Genomic DNA, 23,213 nt, shown 5'->3' on the forward strand with positions numbered 1-23,213 from the left:
TGTTCAGTGCGTTGATCCCTAACCCTCCATCGAGCGGATGGCCTTCGGCCGCCGCTCATGTCGAAGGTTATGCCACACAGTGATGCATATGCACATTGATCGCTACCATAGCTATAGCGAGATCGCTGAGCATGAGGTCGAGGGAACAAACTTTGCGATCACTGTGGTTCGGCACTCCTTCTCGGGGGTGGCCGTCATTGCCCCGCATGGAGGTAAGATCGAACCACGCACTTCCGAGATCGCCCGTGCCATCGCCGCAGAGGATTTCAATCTCTACCTGTTCGAAGGCATCAAAAAGCGTGGAAACTATGCGGCGCTACATATTACCAGCCGTCGCTTTGACGAGCCTTCGTGCCTTGAGCTGTTATCAACCTGCTCATTCGTCATCGCCATTCACGGTTGTGTCGGTCATGATGAGCGCGTCTTGATCGGCGGGCTCGACAATACATTGAAGGACAAAGTGGCCACAGAGCTTCGACAGGTCGGTGTCAACGTCCAGAACGATGGCCATAATTTCCAGGCAACAGACCCCAACAATATCTGCAACCGTGGGCAGTCAAATAGAGGCGTTCAGCTTGAGCTCACTCGCGCGCTCCGGGGCAGCGCCAACGAGCAGCGTGTTGCCGAGGCAGTTCGTGCGGCCTTGCTTCCATTGCAGGCTGCGACATAAGCTATCCTCAGAGTCGAATTATTTCCAGAGTGGTGAGAGAATGTAACCTCGCTTTTTCCCTTTCAACTTCGTTTACCAACATTATGAATGCTGCCGCCCCCATAAAACCTATGACGCCAAAACCCGCGACCGGGCTTGTTACTCTGTTTGTCGCGACGCGCAAGGGCGCCTTCATCTTCAAATCCGACAAGGCCCGGCGCGCGTGGAAGGTCGCGGGGCCGATGTTTTTCGGCCACATCGTGCACCACATGGTGCTTGACCCGCGCGACCGACGCACATTGCTCGTCGCCGCGCGCACCGGACATTTGGGCCCGACGCTGTTCCGCTCCAATGATTTCGGCAGCAACTGGAAGGAAGCGTCCAAACCGCCCGCTTTCCCCAAGGCGCCCGAGGGACAGAAGGGGCGTATCGTGGATCACGTGTTCTGGCTCACCCCCGGCCATGCCACCGAACCCGGCGCGTGGTATGCGGGAACTTCTCCGCAAGGCTTGTTCAGGAGCGAAGACGGCGGCGACACTTGGGCGCCAGTGGCGGGATTCAACGAGCACTCAATGTATGCGAAGTGGACAGGCGGTGAGCAGGACGGCACGCCCGATGGCCCGAAGCTGCACTCGATCCAGATTGACCCGCGTGACTCGCGTCACCTTTACCTGGCTATGTCGAGCGGCGGCGTGTTTGAAAGCGTTGACAAAGGCGCGAACTGGAAGCCGCTCAATGCCGGCGTCGCCGCTGATTTCCTGCCGATTCCGAATCCGGAGTACGGACACGATTCACATTGCGTGCGGCTGCACCCGCTCGCGCCGGACTTGCTCTATCAGCAGAACCACTGCGGCATCTACCGCTTGGAGCGCCCCGCGACCCGCTGGGAGCGCGTCGGCGCGAACATGCCAAAGAAAATCGGCGATATCGGCTTTCCGCTGGTGCTGCATCCGCGCGATCCGGTCACGCTGTGGGTATTCCCCATGGACGGGACTTCGGTGTGGCCGCGCACCAGTCCCGGCGGCAAACCCGCGGCCTACGTGACCCGCAACGCGGGCAAGACCTGGATGCGGCTGGATGCAGGCCTGCCGCGCAGCCAGGGGTGGTTCACGGTAAAACGACAGGCGATGACGGCCGACGCGCACGATCCCGTTGGAGTGTACTTTGGCACGACGAGCGGCGACGTGTGGGCGAGCAGAAATGAAGGAGCGAAGTGGTCCTGCATCGCTCGCCACCTGCCGCACATCTACGCAGTCGAGGCCGCCGAACTCGGGCGATGAAGGTGCTGATCCCCAGCCCGCTGCGTTCCTACACCGGCGAGCGGAACAAGGTGGAAGCCGCCGGCGCGACGCTCGCCGCGCTGCTTGCCGATCTCGACTGGCGCTACCCCGGCATTCGCTTCCGCATGATAGACGAGCAGGACGCGATCCGCCGCCACGTCCGCATCTTCGTCAACGGCGAGCAGGTGCGCGCGCTCAATGTGCCGCTGCGAGCTTCGGATGAGGTAATCATCCTGCAGGCCTTGAGCGGCGGCTAGCGAAATGCGCAGGTTACGATTGGTTTAATTAGACCGGTTTGCGGCGATATCCGGTCTTGGTCATCAGCCACTGAACCACGCGGGGAAACACCGCATGCTGCCAGTAGGTCATTTTCATCATGAAGGGTATCACGATCAACCGGCTGTTGCGTTCAACACCTTTTACAATGGCTTGGCCGACCTGTTCGGTTGTTAATTCCGGAACCAGATTTCCCATCTTCGGAACGCGTTCGCGGCTCCCTGGATTATTTTCCCAGTAAGGCGAGCGCACTACACCCGACTCGTACAAGGTCACGCCGATACCGGTTCCGTCCAAATCCGCGCGCAGCGCCTCAGTAAATCCCCGCACTGCCCAGCGCGCGGCAAGATAGGCGGTGGCGCCCGGCCACACAAACCGCGATCCCACGGAACTGATATTGACGATGTGCCCGCTGTTTCTCTTGAGCATGCCCGGCAGGAATGCGTGCGTCACATTAAATGCCGCAAAGTAGGGAACAGCCATCATTTGAACCGCCTCCCGCGGGCTCGTTTCGTCAACGAAGAGCCATCGCCCGCTACCAGCATTGTTGACAATGATATCCGGTGCCCCCAGTTCCTGCGTAATTCGCTTCGCTACTGCAGCAACTGCGCCGGAATCAGCCAAATCCACCGGGTAAACTTTGGCTTGCGAACCTGCAGAGGCGATCTCGGCCGCCACCTTGTCCAAAGCATCTTTGCTGCGGGCGAGCAGCGCCACACGTCCTCCTGCTTTCGCCATCGCTTTCGCAATAGCCGCCCCATTCCCGCTTGAAGCGCCCGTTACTACTACAACACTGCCTTTGATTTTAGCCATTATCGTGCCTCCTCGTTCATCTTGACCCTTGGCCTAAATTGATTGCAGCAGGGAAGGTTATTATGCCGGGATATCGGGAGTAAGCAAACCCTCGAGCATGAAAATCTGGTCTTTCAGCAGCAATTTGCGCTTTTTCAGGCGCTGCAATTGCAGCTGATCCACCGTAGGCGACTCCGACAGTCTGGCGATGACTTCGTCCAGGTCGCGGTGCTGGATTTTCAGCTCGTTGATGCGATTTTTTAGCGCTTCGATATCGAGGTCTTCCATGAGGTGTTCTCCCATGTTTTGTAATATAGCAAATTCGGCGCTTGTTATAATGGCTTGAACCAAAAATTAAGGAACCTCTGATTAAGTCCCACGCGGTTGCGACGGTGTTGCAATCCGGGTGCAGGACGAGGCGTGAGGAGCGCCGTTTGGTGGAGGCCAAACCAGCGACAAACAACAAAGCCATGCGCACGGATTGTTCCGTCCCTGCGGGTTGCGGCAAGATGCGGCGTCTGCGTCGTGCTCGCCGGAGCGTGGAGCCTCGGGTACGTGCGACCGCGAAGGCGAGCGCTGGCCCGCTCCGCTGCACAGCTTCGCAGGTGCGACGCTACGCGGGCCCTCCTCGGTGTCGTAGTCCTGGCTACGACCTTCGTCGCGCGCCTTGCATCTGAGCATTTTTCGTGTCAAACGCGGCTCCCGGAGAGTTTTTCAACACCCTGTTAAGGGCGACGAGGAGATGCGCGGCAATTATTTCGGCTACGACGGACCCAGTCCGCCGTGGAATGACGCCATCCCGCACCATTACATCTTTACCTTGTATGCGCTGGATATTGCCAAATGCCCGGTGCAGGGGAACTTCACCGGCGCCGAAGTGTTCAAGGCGATTTCGGGCCACATTTTGGCCAAGGCGAGTCTTACCGGCGTCTACAGCATGAATCCGGCTGTGAGACTCTGAAACCCGCGCTAGGCGCGGGATTTCCCGCTATTGAAAAGCGCCGCGTGATAGCGTGTAATGGTCGAAACACTACGGGTGAAGCAAATGCAGCCGCGACGCAATGAATTCGACGTCACCAACCAGGTAAATACCACTGATCCCATTGAAGTTAATGATGAGATTCGCCGGATTTACCTCGGACTCTATCCCGATTCCGTTCCCGAAGTCCTGGACCAGGCGTTTGCCGACTTAACCCGGCTCTACCAAGGCCAATACCCCGGATATTTGGGCTGCGAAACTCCTTATCACAACATCCAGCATGTGCTTGAGGTGACCCTGGCCATGGCGCGCTTGATGGATGGCTATGAGCGTGCCCCGCACGGCAGCGAACCGTTTGGCGAGCGGCTGTTCAGGCTGGGGCTGGTCACCGCGCTGTTCCACGACTGCGGCTATATCCGCCACAAGAAAGACACCCGCCACAAGCACGGCGCGGAATACACACTGCGCCACGTCACTCGGAGCGGCATGTTTCTGAAACAGTACCTACCCAAACTGGGCATGCCGGATCTCGCGCCCGTCGCTTCCGAGCTTGTGCATTTCACCGGCTATGAAATCCCCGTGAGCCAAATCAAGGTGCCAAGCCTGATTTTCCGCCTGCTCGGGAACCTCCTGGGTTCGGCCGACATCATCGCGCAAATGGCCGACCGCTGCTATCTGGAAAAATGCCGCGAGCGGCTGTATCCGGAATTCGTGCTGGGGGGCGTGGCAAGGAAGCGCAAAGAAGACGGCAGCGAGGAGGTGCTGTTTGCCTCGGCTGACGACCTGGTGCTCAAAACCCCCAATTTTTACCGGGTCGCAAGCAAGCGGCTCAACGAAACGCTGGGCGGCGCTTGCCGCTACGTGCAGCGCCATTTTGGCGGACAGAACCTCTACCTCGAAGAAGTGGACCGCAACATCCGCTTTGCCAAGACCATCGCCGAAAAAGGCGATATGTCCATGCTCAAGCGCAAGCCGCCGGAGACTTTGTGCGGCGAGGGTGACGACGACGAAACTAAAAAATAAGCCAACCGTTCCCGACGACGCCTAGATTCACTTCACACAACCAGCACGATCTTGCCGATGTGAGCGCCACTTTCCATGAGCGCGTGCGCTTGTGCCGCCTCTTCAAGCGCAAACGTGGCATGAATCACCGGCTTGATTTTGCCGGCTTCAATCAGCGGCCAGATTTTTTCCTTCAGACTTCTCGCGATTCCAGCCTTGATTTCGACTGGGCGCGCACGCAGGCTCGAGCCGGTGAGGGTGAGCCGCCGGCGCAGAATTTCGCCCAAATCCAGCGTAGTCTTCGAGCCGCCCAGCCAGGCAATCAGTACGATGCGCCCGTCGTCAGCCAGCGTTTTCAGCTCGCGCGGCACGTAGTCGCCGCCCACCATGTCGAGAATCACATCCACGCCTTTGCCCCGGGTGGCATTCTTGATCACTTCCACAAAATCTTCCGTCTGGTAATTGATTGCGCGTTCCGCGCCCAATTTCTCGCACGCGGCGCATTTTTCCCGGCTGCCCGCGGTGGCGAAAACACGATGGCCAAACGCGTGTACCATTTGAATGGCGGTGACGCCGATGCCGCTGGAGCCGCCTTGCACCAGGAAAGTTTCATTGGGCTTGAGTCCCGCGCGGTCGAACACGTTGCTCCAGACTGTGAAAAAGGTCTCCGGCAGCGAAGCCGCTGCAATCGGACTCAAGCCTCTGGGGATGGGAAGGCATTGTGGAGCGGGGACCGCGCAGTATTCGGCATAGCCGCCGCCCGCGGTCAGCGCGCAGACTTTGTCGCCGATTCGCCATTGGGCGATATTGGCATCGAGCCCGACGATTTCGCCCGCAATTTCCAGGCCGGGAATGTCGGAGGCGCCTGGCGGCGGCGGATAATGCCCCTGCCGCTGCAGCATGTCGGGTCGATTGACGCCCGCTGCGGCGACTTTAACCAGCACCTCACCCGCCTGGAGTTGCGGCAGTGGACGGTTTGTGAGCGTGAGCGCCTCAGGCCCGCCATAAGCCGGGATTTCCACGCAACGCATGCTGGCCGGCAGAGCGGGACTCATTGCTTAACGCCGAGTTACTGGGGGTACAACACCAGGTCGTTGAGATTGCCGGACACGACAAAAGAATTCTTCAGGTAGGTTGTCCTGGATTTGATCTCGACGTTGGCGCGCCCGACGAGTTTCTTGTCAGGCGAGATGTAGGCGTTGCCCACCGCGGTTAGCGGCCCCGAGACCAGTTTCATCTCGCTGAACTTGTAGCGGCCGTCGCTGAACTGCAGCTTGCCGGCGAATTCGTCGAACAGGGTTTTGCCGCCGCGGACGCCGTCACGGCTCGGGGCTTGCAGCGCGCGAATTAAATCCATATTGTTGATGGAGCCCCTGTTGATGGTGAAGTTGCCTTCAACGCGCGGCGCCTCGAACAGTTTTTGCGGCATTTGCGCCTGCATGGCGTAAGTCCCGCGCGTATCCAGCGTGCCGTTCATGGAGAAATTGCGCGCGAAAATATTGAGCACCGGCTTGAGTTCCATTCTTTTTGCGTCAAAATCGCCGCTCAACTTCCACCCGTTGTCCCATTTCAGGGCAACCGTGCCTTTAACCAGGCCGCCGTAAAGCTTGGCGTCAATATCATTTAATTGCACGCCGTCCTGGCCGGCGGTACCTTGAGCATCCAGGTACTCGAACTCTAGCTCCGGGCCCAGCGGCAATTGCCAGTCCTTGGCGCTGACCGTTACTTTGAATTCGCCGCGCTTGGCATTGACTTGCACGCTGATTTTATTGTCCATGGTCCTGACCGAAGCTTTCAGTAGCCTGCCGTCATCGGTGAAAGTGAGTTCGCCGTTTAGCGGCGCAAGCGGAATGTTTTTGAGCGCCAGCCGCACGTTTTTGAACCCCACCCGGCTAAATCGCAGGGCCTGATCGCCTTGCGCGTGGCCCCAGGAGGCGATGCGCGACAGTGAATCCTGCTCGAGGGTCAGGGTCTGCACGTCCACGCTGTCGAGTTGACCGCCGCCGAACACCAAGCCGAGTCCAGGCACGCTCACCGAATCGATTTTGACGTCTTTGAGCTTGCCGATAGTTACCCCCTCGAGATTGACTTGGGGAGCAGGCAGTAGCGCGACCCGCAAATTGGTGATGGTGACAGGTTCATGCAAAGTATCAGCCGCGAGTTTCTCGACGCCGGGAATATAGTTGTTGAGCGGAACCACGTGCACCAGGCCGAGGCCCGCCACAATTAAAACCACCAATCCGATTCCCAGCGGCTTCCAGTTGAACGGCTTGCGGGCGGCCCGGGCCCTGGCTTTTTCCGCTCTCTTCGCCTGTTTTTCCGCTTCGGCCTCGGCTTTGGCTTTTTCCTTGGCTTCGCGCTTGGCTTGCGCTTCGGCTTCTTTCCGTGATTTTTCTTCGGCCCTGGCACGCTCTTTCGCTTCCTGTTCCCTGCGCTTTTCTTCTTCCTTTCTCATTTTTTGGTCGTCCTCTTCCTTTTCCTTCCGGAAGTCGGTCCGCGGCGAGTCGGTCGGGGAGATGAAATCGAGTTTGACTTCCGCTTCTTTCCTTGCCGTCTCCTTGATGCTGGCGCGGATTTCCGCCTCCGCCTTGGCCCAATCGGCGTCTTCCGCCTTGGCCCGGATTTCTTTACTGGTTTTTTCCTCTTCTTCAGCTTGCCGCGCCGCTTCCTCGGCTTTTACACTGGCTTCGATATCGGCGCGCAGGCGCGCTTCCGCTTCGATTCTCGCTCTTGACTCGGGTCCTTCCCTTGCTTTCAATTCCGCTTTGGCTCCAGCCTCCGCCTCGATTTTGGCTTTGGGTTGTTGCTCAAATATTGCACTGAAATCGATCTCGATCTCGTCCTTAGCTTTCGCTTCCTCTTTTGCCAGCGCTTCCGCTTCCGCCTTGACTTTAGCCTCCGCTTCCGCCTTGACACGTGCTGCCGCTTCGGCTTTGGCTTTGACGTCTGCTTCGAGCTTGGCGCGCGCTTCGGCTTCAGCCTTGGCTTTAGCCCCCGCTTCCCTGCGCGCTTTGGCTTCTGCTTCTGCCCGCGCTTTCGCTTCAGCTTCGCGTTTGGCCTTGGCTTCCGCTTCGGCACGGGCGCGGGCTTCCGCTTCGGCCTTGGCTTTAGCCTCCGCTTCCGCCTTGGCACGCGCTGCTGCTTCAGCTCTGGCTTTGACGTCTGCTTCTGCTTTGGCGCGTGCTTCGGCCTCCGCCCTGGCCTTGGCTTCGGCATCGCGCTTGGCTTTGGCTTCCGCTTCGGCACGTACGCGCGCTTCGGTTTCCATGGGGGCTTTATCCTCGGCTTTGGCGGGGCCCCCCGGTCTGCTTTGCGCTTCCTGCCGTGCCTTGGCTTCGTTGTAGGCGTCGGCTTTGATTTCGGAGACGACCAGGCCAGCGGTGAAATCGAGGTCGACGGCGCTGGAAAACATGGTTTGCGGGCCGGTGGAAAATACGCGAATATAGCCGTCGGTTTCGAGCTTTTGCAGGAGTTCCTTGACCTTGGGCTCGGGAAGATTACCCTCTTTGTTGACGACGTGCTTGACGTTGGACTTGCCGTCGACCAGCGCCAAAACACTGCCGAGGTCCGTGGGCAGCGATTTGTTCTTCGTTTCCAGCATGCCCTTGCCGGTTTTGGTGTAGACGGTTTTCAAGTCCATTCGCGCAAATCCATCCTATAAAGAATGCCTTTGATTGGTTCTAAATAGATTACGTTCGCTGTTTCCGGCAGTCGCAACCGGGGTAAGGCCGGTGTTTCTCGCATATTATATGCAGCTTATTGATTCCCTGACAGTGGAAAAACGCTTGCCGAAAAAACCGGGCAAAGCCAGCCTGGGTTCGGCTAAGATACAAGATAAAACGGAAAATTTTCAAGCCTCAAGCATTTATTGCCTGTCCACAATACCATGTTAGTCCTGGCGCATCGCGGCTTTCATCGTTCTCATCCGGAAAACACCCTGGCTGCTTTCGAGGCCGCGGTGAAGCTCAAGCTCGACGGGATAGAAACCGACGTGCGCTTAAGTGGCGACGGCCTGCCCGTGCTGATTCACGATCGCGTGCTCCATAAAGACCAGCCGGTGGCGGAGCTGGCGCGGCGTGAGGCGGAAGCGCTTCTCGGTCACGACGTGCCGACACTGGACGAGGCGCTGGACGCTTTTGGCGATATTCTGTGGAACATAGAAATCAAGACGCCCGACGCGCTGCCGGCGGCGCTGAAAATCCTGCGGCGCTACCAGAAGACGCGACGCCTGCTGCTGAGTTCGTTTCGCCATGATGTGGTGCTGCAATGCGCCGAGGCACTCGATGTGGAGTGCGCCTTGCTCAGCGCGCAACGCCCTGCGCAGTTGCGCGAATTGCTCAACGCAGCCGAGAATCGGCCGAAAATCCGGACCCTGGTTTGGGACTACAATATTCTCGACGAAACATTGCTTCACCAAGTGGCGGCTTCAGGCTGGCATTCGTGGGTTTACGGCGCGGTCACTTTGGCCGAGCACCGGCGCTGCGCCAAATTGAATCTCGCCGGCCTGATTACCGATTATCCCCGGTTTCTGCAGAAATAAGCCATGTCTTTCATCCTGGCGCTGGACCAAGGCACGACGAGTTCCCGCGCCATCGTTCTCGATCATGCCGGCGTCATCCGGGCCGTAGCGCAGAAGGAATTTGCACAGCATTACCCGCAACCCGGCTGGGTGGAGCAAGATCCGAACGAAATCTGGTCAACCCAGATCAATGTGGCGAAGGAAGCCTTGAACCGCGCCAAGCTCGCCGCATCCGACATCGCGGCCATCGGCATTGCCAACCAGCGCGAAACCACGGTAGTCTGGGACCGCCATACCGGCAATCCAATCTGCAACGCCATCGTCTGGCAGGACCGCCGCACTGCCGAATATTGTGACCAACTGAAACGGCAGGGGCTTGAGCCGACGGTCTCCGCCAAGACCGGACTTTTGCTCGATCCGTATTTTTCCGCCAGCAAAATGCACTGGATTCTTGCAAATGTTCCGAATGCCCGCAAACAAGCGGAGGCAGGCAATCTGGCTTTCGGCACGGTGGACAGCTGGCTCATCTGGAAGCTCTCGAACGGCGCGGCGCATGTAACCGACGCCAGCAATGCCTCGCGCACGCTGCTCTACAACATTCATACCGGCGATTGGGATGATAAACTGCTCGCGATTTTCGGCGTGCCGCGCTCCTTGCTGCCCGGAGTTCGCGGCTCGAGCGGGGTTGCGGCCGAGACTGATTTGCTGGGCGGGCGCATAGCGATTGCCGGCATCGCCGGCGACCAGCAGGCGGCGCTCTTCGGCCAGTGCTGCACCGTGCCGGGAATGGTGAAAAACACTTACGGCACCGGCTGTTTCATGCTCATGCACACCGGCACCCAACCCGTTCATTCGCACAACAAGCTTTTGACTACCGTGGCCTGGCGCATGGGAAATCGCAGTGAATACGCGCTGGAAGGCAGCGTGTTCATCGCCGGCGCCGTGGTGCAATGGCTGCGCGATGGCCTGGGCATCATCAAATCATCAAGCGAAGTGGAAGCGCTGGCGGCAAGCGTTGCGGATAACGGCGGTGTTTATCTGGTGCCGGCATTTGTCGGTTTGGGCAGCCCGCATTGGGATGCGTATGCCCGAGGCGTCATCGTCGGGCTCACCCGCGGATCATCCGCCGCGCACATTGCGCGCGCCGCGCTGGAGAGCATCGCTTACCAGGTCGCCGATGTGCTCAACGCCATGCAGGCCGATTCGCAAATCAAGCTTGCCGGACTGCGCGTGGACGGCGGGGCGACGCGGAACAATAGGCTCATGCAATTCCAGGCGGATGTGCTGGGCGTGCCGGTGGTGCGGCCGAAGATTTTAGAAACCACCGCCCTCGGTGCGGCCTACCTTGCCGGCCTGGCCGTGGATTACTGGAAAAATCAGCAGGAGATCGCCTCACAGTGGCAAGTGGAACGCAGCTTCGAGCCGAAAATGAGCCGTGATGAGGCGCAGCAATTGCTGGCGGGATGGCAAAAAGCGCTTGGCCACGCCAGGGGTTGGATGCAGCCTTAGGAACCTCTGATTAAGTCCTCCGCGTGACGCGTTGCGGGCGAGGAACGGCAGGATGCAAGGCGTGAGGGCGCAGCACTACTCCGTAGTAATGTAAGCCCGAGCCGCCCTCATCCTAACCTTCTCCCTGAGGGGAGAAGGAACGAACGCCCCCTCTCCCGCTTGCGGGAGAGGGATGGGGTGAGGGTTTGCTGCAGACGGCCGTTCAATCGCCCCAACCCGAAGGGACGGCTGCCGCGACACGGTAAGCGAAGCTTGGGGTGCGGGAGCGGCAGCATGAGCGCCCCGTTTAACGCTGTCTCTTGCGGCAGCTTGCGCCCCTTCCCGCACCACGCTGCGCTAGACCGAGTCCGGGGCGCTTTCCAACCGCCGGGCTTTTGTCGCTCGTCGCTGATTGGGGAGGACCCAACGGCGCTCCTCGCTTCGCGTCCGGAGCCCGGAAAACACACCGTCGCGCACGTGTAGGGCTTAATCAGAGGTTCCTCTAATCACTTCGTTTCGTACAAGCTGCGCCGCTTGTGCCAGTCGATGATCGCCTCCCTGGGGAATTCGCGAAAATACCTGTCGCGCGTGCGTTTCGGCACTTCCACCCAGCGTGCCTTGGAGTCGAGCATAACGTGCTGGTGTTCAGGCGGAACCGGCAGCGGCGTGTCGATGGCGGAAGCGAAGGGGTAGACCCACCGCTTCCAGCGCGGGTCGGCGAGCCACAATGCGGAACCGCATTTTCTGCAGAAATACCTGCGCCCAGAACTAAGGATTTTCTTGCCCTTTTCATTTTCAATCCGTGCCCGGTACACCGAGAGGTGTTCCCGGCCGGTTACTTTGAGTGTGGCTGCTTCGCCCATGATGTTGATGGCGTAACCCCCGCCTCCGGCGGTCTTGCGGCAGATCGAACAGTAGCAGCGCATGTAGGGATAAGGAGTGCGTGATTCAACAGTGAAACGCATCGCTCCGCAGTGACAAGCCCCTTTGAGCAGCATGATTTTCCTCCTTGGCTGGAAATGTGAACAACGCTTTTGCCAAATCGCGAAATCTGGCGGATATTATATTCTCCGGGATAAAATCCGGTTTATCCAGCCATGGCAAAAATAGCAGTATTCAACCAGAAAGGCGGGGTGGGCAAGACCACCACTACGCTTAATCTTGCGGCGGCGCTGGCCAGGCAGGGGCGCGAGCCGCTGGCGATAGACCTCGACCCGCAGGCGCATCTTTCCGTCATCAGCGGCGTGGCGGCGGAATCCGGCCACGACAGCGTTTACGGTTTTTACCGTAATACGCGCACGCTAACCGCGCTGATTCGCAATCCCGGCGCCGGCTGGCAAATCATTCCTTCGCACGTGGAGCTTTCCAAGGTGGACACCCAGTTTGGCAAGGGGCCGAATGCGCTGAACCGTCTCAATACCGGCATCGTCAGGGAAAATCTGAACACGGGACGGCCGATTCTGATTGACTGCTGTCCCATGCTGGGCGTGCTGTCGCTCAATGCGATTTTTGCTTCCGACCGCGTGCTGGTGCCGATTTCCGCGGATTACCTCGCGGTGAAAGGCGTGATCCAGGTGGAAAAGACGCTTAAAGCTCTCGAACAAGTGCTCAAAAAACGCATCGAGCGGCGCTATGTGATTACGCGTTTCGACGCGCGGCGCAAGATGTCGTGGATTATCTACAACCTGGTTCGGGAAAAATTCGGCGCGGAGCTTTGCGAGACACGCATCTCGGAAAACGTAAGCATCGCCGAAAGCCCCGCGGCCAACAAGGATGTGTTTACTCACGCACCGGAAAGTCGCGGCGCGCAGGATTATCACGCGCTGCTGTGCGAGCTGATGGCCTGCGGCTTCGTGCAGTAGCGGAACCTCTAATTAAGTCCCACGCGGTTGCGACGGTGGCTTTCCGGGATGCCCCGCCGAAACGTAGTGCCTCGGAACGTGCACAGTGGAGGCGGGGCAATAGGGCTCGCTTCACGGTCGCATCCCCGCTCTCGCGGGGCCCCTGCTCCACGCTCCGCGAGCCCATGCGCGAAGCGAGGCGCAGCCAATGGCCATTCCCCTTGGCAAGCCGAGCGACAAAGGAGACCGCCTGGAAAGGCGCCCCGGACTCGGACTCGCGCAGCGTGGTGCGGGCAGGGGCGCAAGCTGCCGCAAGAATCACTGTTAAACGGGGCGCTCATGCTACCGCTCCCGCACCCCAAGCTTCGCTCACCGTGTCGCGGCAGCCGTCCCTCCGGGTTGCAGCAAAATGCGGCGTCTGCGTCGTGCTCGCCGGAGCGTGAAGTATCGGGTACGTGCGACCGCGAAGGCGAGCGCTGGCCCGCTTCGCTGCACAGCTTCGCAGGTGCGACGCTACGCGGGCCCTCCTCGGCTTCGTAGTCCGAGCTACGACCTTCGTCGCGCGCCTCTCATCCTTCCGCATTTTGCCAGCAACGCAATCCGCGGAGGACTTAATCAGAGGTTCCCTTAGTGCGGTTTGTCCTGGCTGGCGATGAGGGACACAATGTCCTCGAAAGCCGCCGCTTCTTCTTTCCTCTGAACCACTCGGCGCTCCAGAATTTCGCAGCGCAGGTACATCTGGTTGAGCTTGCGTTCGGCGTCCGCCTGGTCGCGGCCGTGAATGACCAGGTTGTCCACGGTCAGTCCGCTGCGGGTACGAATTTTAAAGCCGAACTTGGTCATTTCCTAAGCTTACTACAACGCCGCAGCGCCAGCCGCGGCGATCTGAGCGTCTTCGGAGGATTGCACGCCGGAGACCCCAATCGCGCCGATCACTTGGCCTTCCGCGCTGAGCGGCAGCCCGCCCTCAAGCAAGACCGCTTTGCCGGGCAGCGATAGAAAACCCAGGCGTCCTTCGGCCAACCGTTCTTCCCAGCCCTTGGTCGGGCGCTTGAATGCGATTGCCGAATACGCCTTGCCGATGGCCACTTCCACGCTGCCGAACTGCGTGTCGTCGGTGCGCTGCAGGTAAACCAGGTGCCCGCCGTCATCAACAACGGCAATCACCGCTTTCCATTGATTGGCGTTGGCCTTGGTTTCGGCGGCGGCGGCGATGCGCTTGGCCATTTCCAGTGTCAGAACCTTTTTTTGCATGGGGGCCTCTCTAATTATCGTGGGTCGGGTTTGAGCTGTTTTTTGAAACGCTTGAAATTTTTCACATAGTCATCGGCGTTCCATTTGATCATTGCGATTTCGTCTGGATTTACCTGGCGCACCACTTTGCCCGGCGAGCCCAGGACCACTGAGCCGTCGGGAATGACCTTGCCCTCGGGAATCAGGGCGTTCGCGCCGATAATGCAATTTTTGCCGATGACCGCATGGTTGAGAATCGCGCAGTTGATGCCGATCAGGCTGTTGTCGCCGATGGTACAGCCGTGCAGCATGACGAGATGGCCGACCGAGACATTCTTGCCGATGGTGAGCTTCACGCCCTGGTCGGTATGCAGCACCGACCCGTCCTGCACGTTGGAGTTTTCGCCGATGGTGAGGACATCGTTGTCGCCGCGCGCCACCACGTTGAACCAGATACTGGAATTGTTCTCCATCACCACCGTACCGATCACGACGGCGTTATCGGCGATGAAATGGTCTTCACCCACGAATTTGACTTTGAGCTCGCCGAGGGAAAATATCACGGCCTCTCCCTTCATGTTTTTTGCCATTATAGCGCCGCAGCCTGACAAATTGGCTAAAATGGCGTCATGAATTTGTACCGATTGTTGAGTCAGCGAGCGGAATCCGGGAAGCTGCTGCGCGTCGGATTGATCGGCGCGGGCAAATTCGGCTCGATGTTCCTGGCCCAGGCACGGCGCACGCCGGGAATCCATCTCATGGCCATCGCCGATCTCGCACCGTCGTGTGCGCATGACGCCTTGCGCCGCACCGGCTGGCCGGATGAGCAGTTCGGCGCCAAAAGTTTTGCCGAAGCATCGAAGCGTGGCACAACTCATGTCACCGATGACTCGCTGCTGTTGATTGCCGCCGATGGTCTGGAAATCGTGATTGACGCCACCGGCAATCCTGCCGCTGGCATCCGGCACGTGCTTGCGTGCTGTGAACACAAAAAGCACATCATCATGGTTAACGTCGAAGCCGATGCCTTGGCCGGGCCATTGCTAGCGCGCCGCGCGCAAGCAGCGGGGATTATTTACTCGCTTGCTTACGGCGACCAGCCGGCGCTGATTTGCGAGCTGGTGGATTGGGCGCGTACGGCGGGCTTTGAAGTCGTCGCCGCGGGAAAGGGCACCAAGTATTTGCCTGAATATCATGCTTCCACGCCTGATACCGTCTGGGGCTATTACGGTTTTAGCGAGGAAATGGTGAAGCACGGCGATTTCAAAGCGCAAATGTTCAACTCGTTCCTGGACGGCACTAAATCGGCGATTGAAATGGCGGCGGTGGCGAATGCCGCCGGACTCAATCCCGCGCCGCAAGGATTGAGCTTTCCGCCGTGCGGCGTGGACGAATTGCCGCAATTACTGCGTCCCAGATCGGAAGGCGGCGTGCTGGAGCGCTCCGGTATTGTGGAAGTGGTATCAAGCCTCAAGCGCGACGGCACGCCGGTTGCACGCGATTTGCGCTGGGGTGTGTATGTCGTATTCAAAGCGCCCAGCGTTTACGCGGCGCGCTGCTTCAAGGAATACGGCTTGGTGACTGACGACAGCGGACGTTATGCCGCGATGTACAAACCTTACCACCTCATCGGCTTGGAATTAGGAATCAGTGTTGCTTCGGTCGGCTTGCGCAACGAACCGACCGGCGCATCCAGGGATTTTCGCGGCGACGTGGTGGCGGTGGCCAAGCGCGGTATAAAAGCTGGAGAAATTCTGGATGGCGAAGGCGGTTACACCGTTTACGGCAAGCTCATGCCTGCGCGTGATTCACTTGCGCTTGGTGGCTTGCCTATTGGTCTTGCACACGGCGTGAAACTGAAGAAGCCAATCATCACAGGGACACCGTTGACTTGGAGCGATGTAGCTATAAATGAAGACAGTCCGGCGGTGCATTTCAGGCGGGAAATGGAAAAGCTGTTCAGAGAGGAATGGCGCCTGGAACTGCGACTTTGCCTGCAAAGCGATTAGTTTCTAAGCAAATTATCGTAAATTCGTCTCCGAGCCGTACCCTAATTTATCCTAAAGACATGTCAAAATATCACGCTTTTTCATATGCCATCTTCATTGAAGAGAATTGGTCTTTCAATTTCCGGCTTTGCTGTCCACTTTGAATAATACTCAGTTTGTTTAGCTTGAATACTATCCATATTGCCGAGCGCCCAGCTGTCTGATGCCGTCGTTTTTTCTGCCCATTTACACTCATCAAGCCATCCTTTAAATTCACTTGTATTCAGTTCTTGTTTGTGTACCGGCTTAAGTGAAAAACGCGCCTTCCATACGCCTATTCTCGGTGTAACAAGCGCATGATAAGTTTTATTGGGCAGGACATTTGCGCTCATGAAATCTGCACTTTCTCCAACTACCATAAATAGGTGCTCCCCAGGATCCAATTGGTATGCCACCTTTGTTTTGGCTGCAACAATACCAACAAGCGCGGGATTATTGTTCTTTATCTCAAACACGCTGGATTGAATCGCAAATCCCAAACCGGATGGCCGCATAAACACGACCATCGCCTTGCCTGCCTCAGGAGCAATCGTCACGCTCTCTGCAGGAACTTCTCGCATATTCTTAACGGTGCCTGCGCAGCCAGAAACAAGCAACGCTAAAGCTGCGAATACATATACTGAACTACCGAGTGTATTTCTCTGCATATTGATACCCCCTGCCTACATACGAATGAATTTCAACGCCTCCCTGGAAATAGATCACCTAAAAGCGGAATTATATTGGGGCCATTCTACGCCTGATTTGTCATCCCACAACGGGATCGGCGCGTACAAGTCAATCACATAAGATTATTTCGCCAGCAAAGCGATGTGCTTCTCAGCAAATTATCGGAATTAGTCTCTGACCCCTTGTGACTTTTGGAGGAATTGCAGCACCGCGACCTCGTCACGCCGCAGCGCGGCGGTGGGCTGCTCGCGGCGGGAGCGGTGCGGCAGCGGAGTGGAAGAGAGTGGGGCGGTGAGGCCCTGGAGATAGGCCAGCACCAGCCCCGGGTGCACATAGTACTTCCGGCACACGGCACGCGTGTTGCCGAGCCGCTTGGCCACCGCGTCGACTGCCTGGATCATGTTCCGCTCTGCTTCGCGATGGCTCTTTGCAGGCCCCATCGTGCATAGCTCCCGGGCGGCCAGCATTGTGCCCGCCCAGGTGCGGAAGTCCTTGGCCGTGATGTCGCGGCCGGTGGTTTCGCGCAGATACGCATTCACGTCGTCCGAGGAGATGATCTGGCGCTTGCCGGCTGCGTCGAGGTATTTGAACAGTTCCTGCCCCGGCAGATCCTGACACTGCTGGATGATGCGGGCGAGCCGGCGGTCGGTGATGGCCACCGTGTGGTTGACCCCGCTCTTGCCGCGGAAGCTGAACCGCAGCTTTGCTCCTTTGATCTCGACATGCCGCTCGCGCAGCGTGGTGAGCCCGAAGGAACGGTTTTCGCGGGCGTACTCGTCGTTGCCCACGCGGATCAGTGTCTTGTCAAGTAGCATCACCACGGTGGCCAGAATCTGGCGGCGCGTCAGGTCGCCGGCGCAGAGATCGCGCTCCACCCGCTCGCGGATTTCCGGGAGGATTTCGCTGAACTCGAGCATGCGGCGGAACTTGGAACGGTCACGCGCTTCGCGATACGAAGGATGGTAGCGGTATTGTTTTTTCCCTCGCGCGTCGCGCGCGGCCGCCTGGATGTGCCCCTTGGGATCCTGACAAATCCATACGTCGGTCCAGGACGGTGGGATAGCCAGCGCGTTGGTTCGTTTCTGTTCGACTAGGTCCGTAATCCGCGCGCCGTTCGGGGCGTAGAAAACCCAACCCTTCCCGGCGCGTTGCCGACGGATGCCGGCGGTGCCGTCCGTGACGTAGTTGAGCCCGGCGCGGATAGCCGCTTTGCGATGCACTTCTGCCCGCCGTGAAGTCACCACGACCCCTTCTTTCGAACGGTTTGCGCAATGATGCACGGGTCCGCTAGCCGGTGGCAAGCGCCTGCTGGACGGTGCCGCCTGACGTGCTGCGTTACCGGCGGCCTCTTTTGATCAAACTGATCTACTACTGAGAAATCGGGTCTAAAATCGTTACCTCGCCAGCAACGCAATTAGTTTCTGGTCTTGCAGCAATCTTTGCAGCACGTCGGAGAGGGTTTTGTTAATCAGCGCTTCGTTTTTTTCCCGGTCCGGTTTGATAACCACTCTTTCATTGTTCGTTATCTGATACAGGTTCTCGTAAGTCGTGTCGCCGTTTTTAACCACGACATTGAGAGTGGCGAGGATGCGGATGCCGCCGGTCCAGGAACCGGTCGGGACGGAGTATTCGAGATTGCGGATTTCGACTTTCAGCGCGCGCGGGCCGTTATCCAAAGTATCCACGTCGAATCCATTCTTTTTCAGGCTGTCGTAAATTTTCAGCTGCACGACCTTGGCAACATCCTGATTGGTGATGATGGCCGAATCCTTGTCCGAGCGGGTGGTGCGGTAGCCCAGGGCTTTGTCGGCGCGCGCGTCAATCACTTTCAGCGCGACGACTTTGCCCAGGCCTGCGGCGGATTCGGTTACGCTGACATTGGGATTAACCGTCACCAGCTGAGGTGCGAACGTAGTGCAGCCGGCCAAAAGCGACATGAGGAAAACAAGAAATATGGATTTGTTCATGATCACCCTCCTGATTTTACGCGAGATGGTTCCCGCGCGCCCTCACCCCGACCCTCTCCCAGCGGGAGAGGGGGAAAGACGAGTCAAGTTAATTGCAAATTGATGAATAAGTCGTTCCAGCGAGGCAAAAATTGCAAGCAAAGCGGAGTTTACACGATTAGTAAATGAGCATTTGCGAGCAATTTTTAACAAAGCTGGGGCGGCTTAGGCGCAATTTGTTACAGCAAAGGAACGATTAGCAGCGCAACAATATTGATGATTTTAATGAGCGGGTTTATCGCAGGACCGGCGGTGTCCTTGTAAGGATCGCCCACCGTGTCGCCGGTGACCGCCGCCTTGTGTGCATCTGAACCCTTGCCGCCGTGATGGCCGTCCTCGATATATTTCTTGGCATTGTCCCACGCGCCGCCGCCGGTGGTCATGGAAATCGCCACGAACAAACCAGTCACGATGGTGCCGACTAGCAACCCGCCCAGCGCTTTTACGCCGGCGCCCGGCCCCATAATCCAGTTGATGACGAGCGCCACCACAATCGGCGTCAGCACCGGCAGCAGAGAAGGAATCATCATCTCTTTAATCGCCGCACGGGTCAGCATGTCCACTGCGCGGGAATAATCCGGTTTCGCCGTGCCTTCCATGATGCCCTTGATTTCCTTGAACTGGCGGCGCACTTCGACCACCACCGCGCCGGCGGCGCGTCCGACCGCTTCCATCGCCATTGCGGCGAAGAGGTAGGGCACGAGTCCCCCGATGAAGAGGCCGATGATGACCGCCGGATCGGAAAGATCGAACGACACCGCCTTGTGCGTGGCTTCCAACGCATGAGTGTAGTCGGCGAACAGCACCAGAGCCGCCAGGCCCGCCGAGCCAATCGCGTAACCCTTGGTCACCGCCTTGGTGGTGTTGCCCACCGCGTCGAGCGGGTCGGTGATGTCACGCACTTCCTTGGGCAGTTTTGCCATTTGCGCGATGCCGCCGGCGTTGTCGGTAATCGGGCCGTAGGCGTCGAGCGCCACAATGATGCCGGTCATCGAGAGCATCGAGGTCGCGGCAATGGCGATGCCGTAAAGTCCTGCCATCGCGTAGGATGCCCAGATGGAAAGACACACCGCCAGCACCGGCAGCGCGGTCGCTTTCATGGAAACGCCGAGGCCGGCGATAATGTTGGTGGCGTGGCCGGTGGTCGAGGCCTGCGCCACATGCCGCACCGGTTTGAATTCGGTCGCGGTGTAGTATTCGGTAATCATCACCATCAAGCCGGTGAGAACCAGACCCACAATCGCTGCACCGAAGAGCCTCATCGGACTCAGGTATGAATACTGCGCGCCGATGTCGCCCATCATCGTCCAGGTAATCCCGGCAAAGCCGATGACCGCAATCACGCCGGCGACGATCAATCCGCGGTAAAGCGCGCTCATGATTTTCTTGCCGGGTATGATTTTCACAAAGAAGCAGCCGATGATGGAAGCGATGATGGAAAAGCCGCCGAGCGCCAGCGGATAAACGACCGCTTTAACCGCGACTTCGGGTTTGCTCAAGAGCAGGGCGCCAAGCAACATGGTGGCGATGATGGTCACGGCATAGGTTTCAAACAGGTCGGCCGCCATTCCGGCGCAGTCACCGACGTTGTCGCCGACGTTGTCGGCAATCACCGCCGGGTTGCGCGGGTCGTCTTCGGGAATGCCGGCTTCGACCTTGCCGACGAGGTCAGCACCGACGTCAGCGCCCTTGGTGAAAATACCGCCGCCAAGACGCGCGAAAATCGAAATCAGCGAACCGCCGAAGCCCAGGCCCACCAGCGGGGAGATGACTTTGCTCAATTCCGTGCCATGCTCGGCGCTGCCGGCGAGAACCGCGTAGTAACCCGCGACGCCGAGAAGCCCCAGGCCCACCACCAACAGGCCGGTAATCGCGCCGCCGCGGAAGGCTACGGTCAGCGCCTCGTTGAGGCCGGTTCGTGCCGCTTCAGCGGTGCGCACGTTGCAGCGCACCGACACGTTCATGCCGATGTAGCCCGTCGCGCCGGAGAGTACCGCGCCAATCAAAAAGCCCCACGCGGTTTTCCACGACAATACAAAGCCGATGACGAAGAACAGAATGACGCCGACCATGCCGATGGTCTTGTACTGACGATTAAGGTAGGCGGACGCACCTTCCCGGATCGCTCCTGCGATCTCGCGCATGCGGTCGTTGCCATCCGGCTGCGCCAGTATCCACTTGATGGAATATGCACCGTAAACAATGGCCAGAAATGCACAAATCAGCACAGCGGTGAGCCAACCTGTCATGATTTCCCCCTGAAGTAAAAAACTGACGAAAAAGCTTGCTAGTATGCCATAAAGCCAAGCCCCGCCGCCTGCCGCTAAGCAGGCTAAATCTTGAATTCGCCGGGCAGTTTTTTCGGTACCGCCGCGTTCTTGAGTTTCACGTAATCCGGCAGCCCGTTTTTGTAGGGCGGGTAATCTTCGCCCTTGATCAGCGGCTCGAGATAAGCGCGGCATTTTTTGGTGATGTGGAAGCCGTCTTCGGTAATGAAGTCGCGCGGCATCATTTTTTCCCGGTTCGCCACGTCTTCGAGCCTGGCGATGCCAATCGTCCATTGGTAGGGCTTGCCGGACTTGCGCACGATGGTGGGCATCACCGAGTTGTGGCCTTTGAGCGCGAGCTCCACTGCCGCCTTGCCTACCGCATAAGCCTGCTCGACGTCGGTTTTGGAAGCGATATGGCGCGCCGCGCGCTGCAGATAATCCGCCACCGCCCAGTGGTATTTGTAACCCAGTTTTTCCTTGACCAGATTGGCGATGACCGGCGCTACTCCGCCCAGTTGCGCGTGGCCGAAAGCGTCGCGCAGTCCCGATTCTGAAAGAAACTTGCCTTCGGCGTTTTTAAGCCCCTCAGAAACGCCAATGGCGCAGTAGCCGTTTTGCTCCACCGATTGTTTCACCCTGGCGAGGAATTTTTCTTCATTGAAAGTGATTTCTGGAAAAAGCAGAATCTGCGGCGCATCGCCTTCCTTTTCCGCCGCCAGCCCGCATGCTGCGGTAATCCAGCCGGCGTGCCTGCCCATCACTTCCAGCACGAACGCCTTGGTCGAGGTCTTGGCCATCGAGGCGACGTCGAAACCCGCTTCGCGGATGCTGGTGGCCACGTATTTCGCGACCGACCCGAATCCCGGGCAGCAGTCGGTAATCGGCAAATCGTTGTCCACGGTTTTCGGCACGTGTACCGCGACAATGGGATAGCCCAGTTTTTCCGAAAGCTGCGAGACTTTGAGGCAGGTGTCCGCCGAATCGCCGCCGCCGTTGTAGAAGAAATAACCGATGTTGTGCGCCTTGAACACTTCTATCAAGCGCTCGTATTGCACGCGGTTCTGCTCCAGGCTCTTGAGTTTGTAACGGCAGGAGCCGAATGCGCCTGAAGGCGTGTGCCGCAATGCGCGGATCGCCGCGGTAGACTCCTTGCTGGTGTCGATCAGGTCCTCGGTGAGTGCGCCGATGATGCCGTTCCTGCCGGCGTAGACCTTGCCGATTTTGGTGCGGTATTTGCGCGCAGTTTCAATCAGGCCGCAGGCGGAAGCGTTAATGACGGCGGTGACCCCGCCGGATTGGGCGTAAAAAGCGTTTTTCGGTTTCATTCGTAAATGCCTTTAACCGCAGAGGTCGCAGAGGAATTCAAAATCTTACACAAATTGTTAAGCACGCTCATTACACAAATATGTCCCACGGAAACTAAATTTTTGCTTAGTAGGTTTTCCTCAGCGTCCTTCGCGTTCTCCGCGGCAAAATTTTATTTCAATGCTGCGAAAATCTTGTCGCGGACGGCTTCCACCTTGCCCATGCCGTTGACTTTCATGTACTTGGGCGCACGCTTGTCGCCCTGCGCCGCCCATTTGGAATAGTAGCCAATCAACTGTTCGGTTTGCGAATGATAGACGGCGAGGCGTTTTTCCACGGTTTTTTCCTTGTCATCCCGGCGCTGCACCAGCTCTTCGCCGGTGGCGTCGTCCTTGCCCGCGGCTTTGGGCGGATTAAATAAGACATGGTAAACGCGTCTCGAAGCAATGTGCACGCGGCGCCCGCTCAAGCGGCGGACGATTTCCTCGTCGGGCACGTCGATTTCCACCACGTAATCCAGCTCGACTCCGGCCTGCTTCATCGCTTCGGCCTGAGGAATGGTGCGGGGGAAGCCGTCGAACAGGAAGCCCTTGGCGCAATCGGGCTGCTTGATGCGGTCTTTCACCAGGCCGATGATGACCTCGTCCGGCACCAGCCCCCCTGAATCCATATATTTTTTCGCTTCCAGGCCCAGCTTGGTTCCGGCCTTGACCGCGGCGCGCAGCATGTCGCCGGTGGAAATCTGGGGGATGCCGTATTTCTGCGCGATATAGGTGGCCTGGGTGCCTTTGCCCGCGCCGGGCGCACCCAACAAAATGAGTCTCATGATTTCCAGGCCCCTCGGTTGATTTTTTCC

General features: G+C 58.4%; 23 protein-coding genes. 9 read left to right on the plus strand and 14 right to left on the minus strand.

Annotated features, from left to right (window positions below):
* The first annotated feature begins 88 nt into the window (after positions 1-88).
* From VHE58_11275 to VHE58_11285, 3 genes are all read left to right on the plus strand, one after another.
* Entirely contained in the window at positions 89-670 is a 582-nt protein-coding gene (locus VHE58_11275) for a poly-gamma-glutamate hydrolase family protein (GenBank protein HVS27852.1), read from the plus strand.
* A 110-nt stretch (positions 671-780) separates the two neighbouring features.
* Positions 781-1,929, plus strand: a complete 1,149-nt coding sequence (locus VHE58_11280) for a glycosyl hydrolase (protein ID HVS27853.1) — start codon at positions 781-783, stop codon at positions 1,927-1,929.
* Positions 1,926-2,186, plus strand: a complete 261-nt coding sequence (locus VHE58_11285) for a MoaD/ThiS family protein (GenBank protein ID HVS27854.1) — start codon at positions 1,926-1,928, stop codon at positions 2,184-2,186. The genes VHE58_11280 and VHE58_11285 overlap by 4 nt, the downstream gene beginning before the upstream one ends.
* 28 nt (positions 2,187-2,214) lie before the next feature.
* Here VHE58_11285 and VHE58_11290 read toward each other — a convergent pair whose 3' ends face one another.
* The gene (locus VHE58_11290) at positions 2,215-3,018 is read right to left on the minus strand and encodes an SDR family NAD(P)-dependent oxidoreductase (GenBank protein ID HVS27855.1); all 804 of its coding nucleotides are present in this window, start codon (positions 3,016-3,018) and stop codon (positions 2,215-2,217) included.
* A gap of 60 nt (positions 3,019-3,078) precedes the next feature.
* Positions 3,079-3,300, minus strand: a complete 222-nt coding sequence (locus VHE58_11295; GenBank protein HVS27856.1) for a DUF465 domain-containing protein — start codon at positions 3,298-3,300, stop codon at positions 3,079-3,081.
* Positions 3,301-3,670: 370 nt separating this feature from the next.
* On the opposite strand from VHE58_11295, the gene VHE58_11300 reads away from it, so the two are divergent.
* Positions 3,671-3,958, plus strand: coding sequence for a YbhB/YbcL family Raf kinase inhibitor-like protein (locus tag VHE58_11300; GenBank protein HVS27857.1), 288 nt, complete (start codon positions 3,671-3,673; stop codon positions 3,956-3,958).
* 84 nt (positions 3,959-4,042) lie between these two features.
* On the plus strand, positions 4,043-4,999 hold the full coding sequence (locus VHE58_11305; GenBank protein ID HVS27858.1) for a hypothetical protein: 957 nt from the start codon (positions 4,043-4,045) through the stop codon (positions 4,997-4,999).
* Between the two features lie 32 nt (positions 5,000-5,031).
* Here the strand turns inward: VHE58_11305 and VHE58_11310 are convergent, their stop codons facing one another.
* Together VHE58_11310 and VHE58_11315 are read right to left on the minus strand one after the other, a co-directional pair.
* Entirely contained in the window at positions 5,032-6,009 is a 978-nt protein-coding gene (locus tag VHE58_11310; GenBank protein ID HVS27859.1) for an NAD(P)H-quinone oxidoreductase, read from the minus strand.
* 38 nt (positions 6,010-6,047) lie between these two features.
* Positions 6,048-8,618, minus strand: coding sequence for a hypothetical protein (locus VHE58_11315; GenBank protein HVS27860.1), 2,571 nt, complete (start codon positions 8,616-8,618; stop codon positions 6,048-6,050).
* A gap of 246 nt (positions 8,619-8,864) precedes the next feature.
* Between VHE58_11315 and VHE58_11320 the strand changes: the two genes are divergently transcribed.
* Together VHE58_11320 and glpK are read left to right on the plus strand one after the other, a co-directional pair.
* On the plus strand, positions 8,865-9,518 hold the full coding sequence (locus VHE58_11320) for a glycerophosphodiester phosphodiesterase (protein HVS27861.1): 654 nt from the start codon (positions 8,865-8,867) through the stop codon (positions 9,516-9,518).
* A gap of 3 nt (positions 9,519-9,521) precedes the next feature.
* The gene (gene glpK / locus VHE58_11325) at positions 9,522-11,006 is read left to right on the plus strand and encodes a glycerol kinase GlpK (GenBank protein ID HVS27862.1); all 1,485 of its coding nucleotides are present in this window, start codon (positions 9,522-9,524) and stop codon (positions 11,004-11,006) included.
* Between the two features lie 485 nt (positions 11,007-11,491).
* Here glpK and VHE58_11330 read toward each other — a convergent pair whose 3' ends face one another.
* On the minus strand, positions 11,492-11,983 hold the full coding sequence (locus tag VHE58_11330; GenBank protein HVS27863.1) for a GFA family protein: 492 nt from the start codon (positions 11,981-11,983) through the stop codon (positions 11,492-11,494).
* Positions 11,984-12,082: 99 nt separating this feature from the next.
* On the opposite strand from VHE58_11330, the gene VHE58_11335 reads away from it, so the two are divergent.
* Complete coding sequence (locus VHE58_11335; protein ID HVS27864.1) at positions 12,083-12,847, plus strand: ParA family protein; 765 nt, start codon at positions 12,083-12,085, stop codon at positions 12,845-12,847.
* 606 nt (positions 12,848-13,453) lie between these two features.
* Here VHE58_11335 and VHE58_11340 read toward each other — a convergent pair.
* The 3 genes from VHE58_11340 to VHE58_11350 are packed head-to-tail and all read right to left on the minus strand — an operon-like array spanning position 13,454 to position 14,649.
* Positions 13,454-13,669, minus strand: coding sequence for a hypothetical protein (locus VHE58_11340; protein HVS27865.1), 216 nt, complete (start codon positions 13,667-13,669; stop codon positions 13,454-13,456).
* Between the two features lie 12 nt (positions 13,670-13,681).
* Positions 13,682-14,080, minus strand: a complete 399-nt coding sequence (locus VHE58_11345; protein HVS27866.1) for a heme-binding protein — start codon at positions 14,078-14,080, stop codon at positions 13,682-13,684.
* A 14-nt stretch (positions 14,081-14,094) separates the two neighbouring features.
* Positions 14,095-14,649 carry a gamma carbonic anhydrase family protein gene (locus VHE58_11350; GenBank protein ID HVS27867.1) on the minus strand — a complete coding sequence of 185 codons (555 nt, stop codon included), beginning with the start codon at positions 14,647-14,649 and terminating at the stop codon, positions 14,095-14,097.
* A 39-nt stretch (positions 14,650-14,688) separates the two neighbouring features.
* Here VHE58_11350 and VHE58_11355 point away from each other — a divergent pair, with 39 nt between their 5' ends.
* Positions 14,689-16,068 (plus strand): SAF domain-containing protein, encoded by a 1,380-nt coding sequence (locus VHE58_11355; GenBank protein ID HVS27868.1) that lies wholly within the window; start codon positions 14,689-14,691, stop codon positions 16,066-16,068.
* An 80-nt stretch (positions 16,069-16,148) separates the two neighbouring features.
* On the opposite strand, the gene VHE58_11360 is transcribed toward VHE58_11355, so the two are convergent.
* The 6 genes from VHE58_11360 to adk form a co-directional block, all read right to left on the minus strand.
* Positions 16,149-16,754 carry a hypothetical protein gene (locus tag VHE58_11360; protein HVS27869.1) on the minus strand — a complete coding sequence of 202 codons (606 nt, stop codon included), beginning with the start codon at positions 16,752-16,754 and terminating at the stop codon, positions 16,149-16,151.
* Positions 16,755-16,943: 189 nt separating this feature from the next.
* The gene (locus VHE58_11365) at positions 16,944-17,996 is read right to left on the minus strand and encodes a DNA topoisomerase IB (GenBank protein HVS27870.1); all 1,053 of its coding nucleotides are present in this window, start codon (positions 17,994-17,996) and stop codon (positions 16,944-16,946) included.
* 174 nt (positions 17,997-18,170) lie between these two features.
* Positions 18,171-18,743 carry a YajG family lipoprotein gene (locus VHE58_11370; GenBank protein ID HVS27871.1) on the minus strand — a complete coding sequence of 191 codons (573 nt, stop codon included), beginning with the start codon at positions 18,741-18,743 and terminating at the stop codon, positions 18,171-18,173.
* Between the two features lie 218 nt (positions 18,744-18,961).
* Entirely contained in the window at positions 18,962-21,031 is a 2,070-nt protein-coding gene (locus tag VHE58_11375; GenBank protein HVS27872.1) for a sodium-translocating pyrophosphatase, read from the minus strand.
* Between the two features lie 83 nt (positions 21,032-21,114).
* Positions 21,115-22,377 carry a 6-phosphofructokinase gene (locus tag VHE58_11380; GenBank protein HVS27873.1) on the minus strand — a complete coding sequence of 421 codons (1,263 nt, stop codon included), beginning with the start codon at positions 22,375-22,377 and terminating at the stop codon, positions 21,115-21,117.
* A gap of 152 nt (positions 22,378-22,529) precedes the next feature.
* Entirely contained in the window at positions 22,530-23,183 is a 654-nt protein-coding gene (gene adk, locus VHE58_11385) for an adenylate kinase (GenBank protein ID HVS27874.1), read from the minus strand.
* Between the last annotated feature and the right edge of the window lie 30 nt (positions 23,184-23,213).

This window comes from Burkholderiales bacterium (assembly GCA_035543335.1).
Classification (GTDB): domain Bacteria; phylum Pseudomonadota; class Gammaproteobacteria; order Burkholderiales; family JAHFRG01; genus JAHFRG01.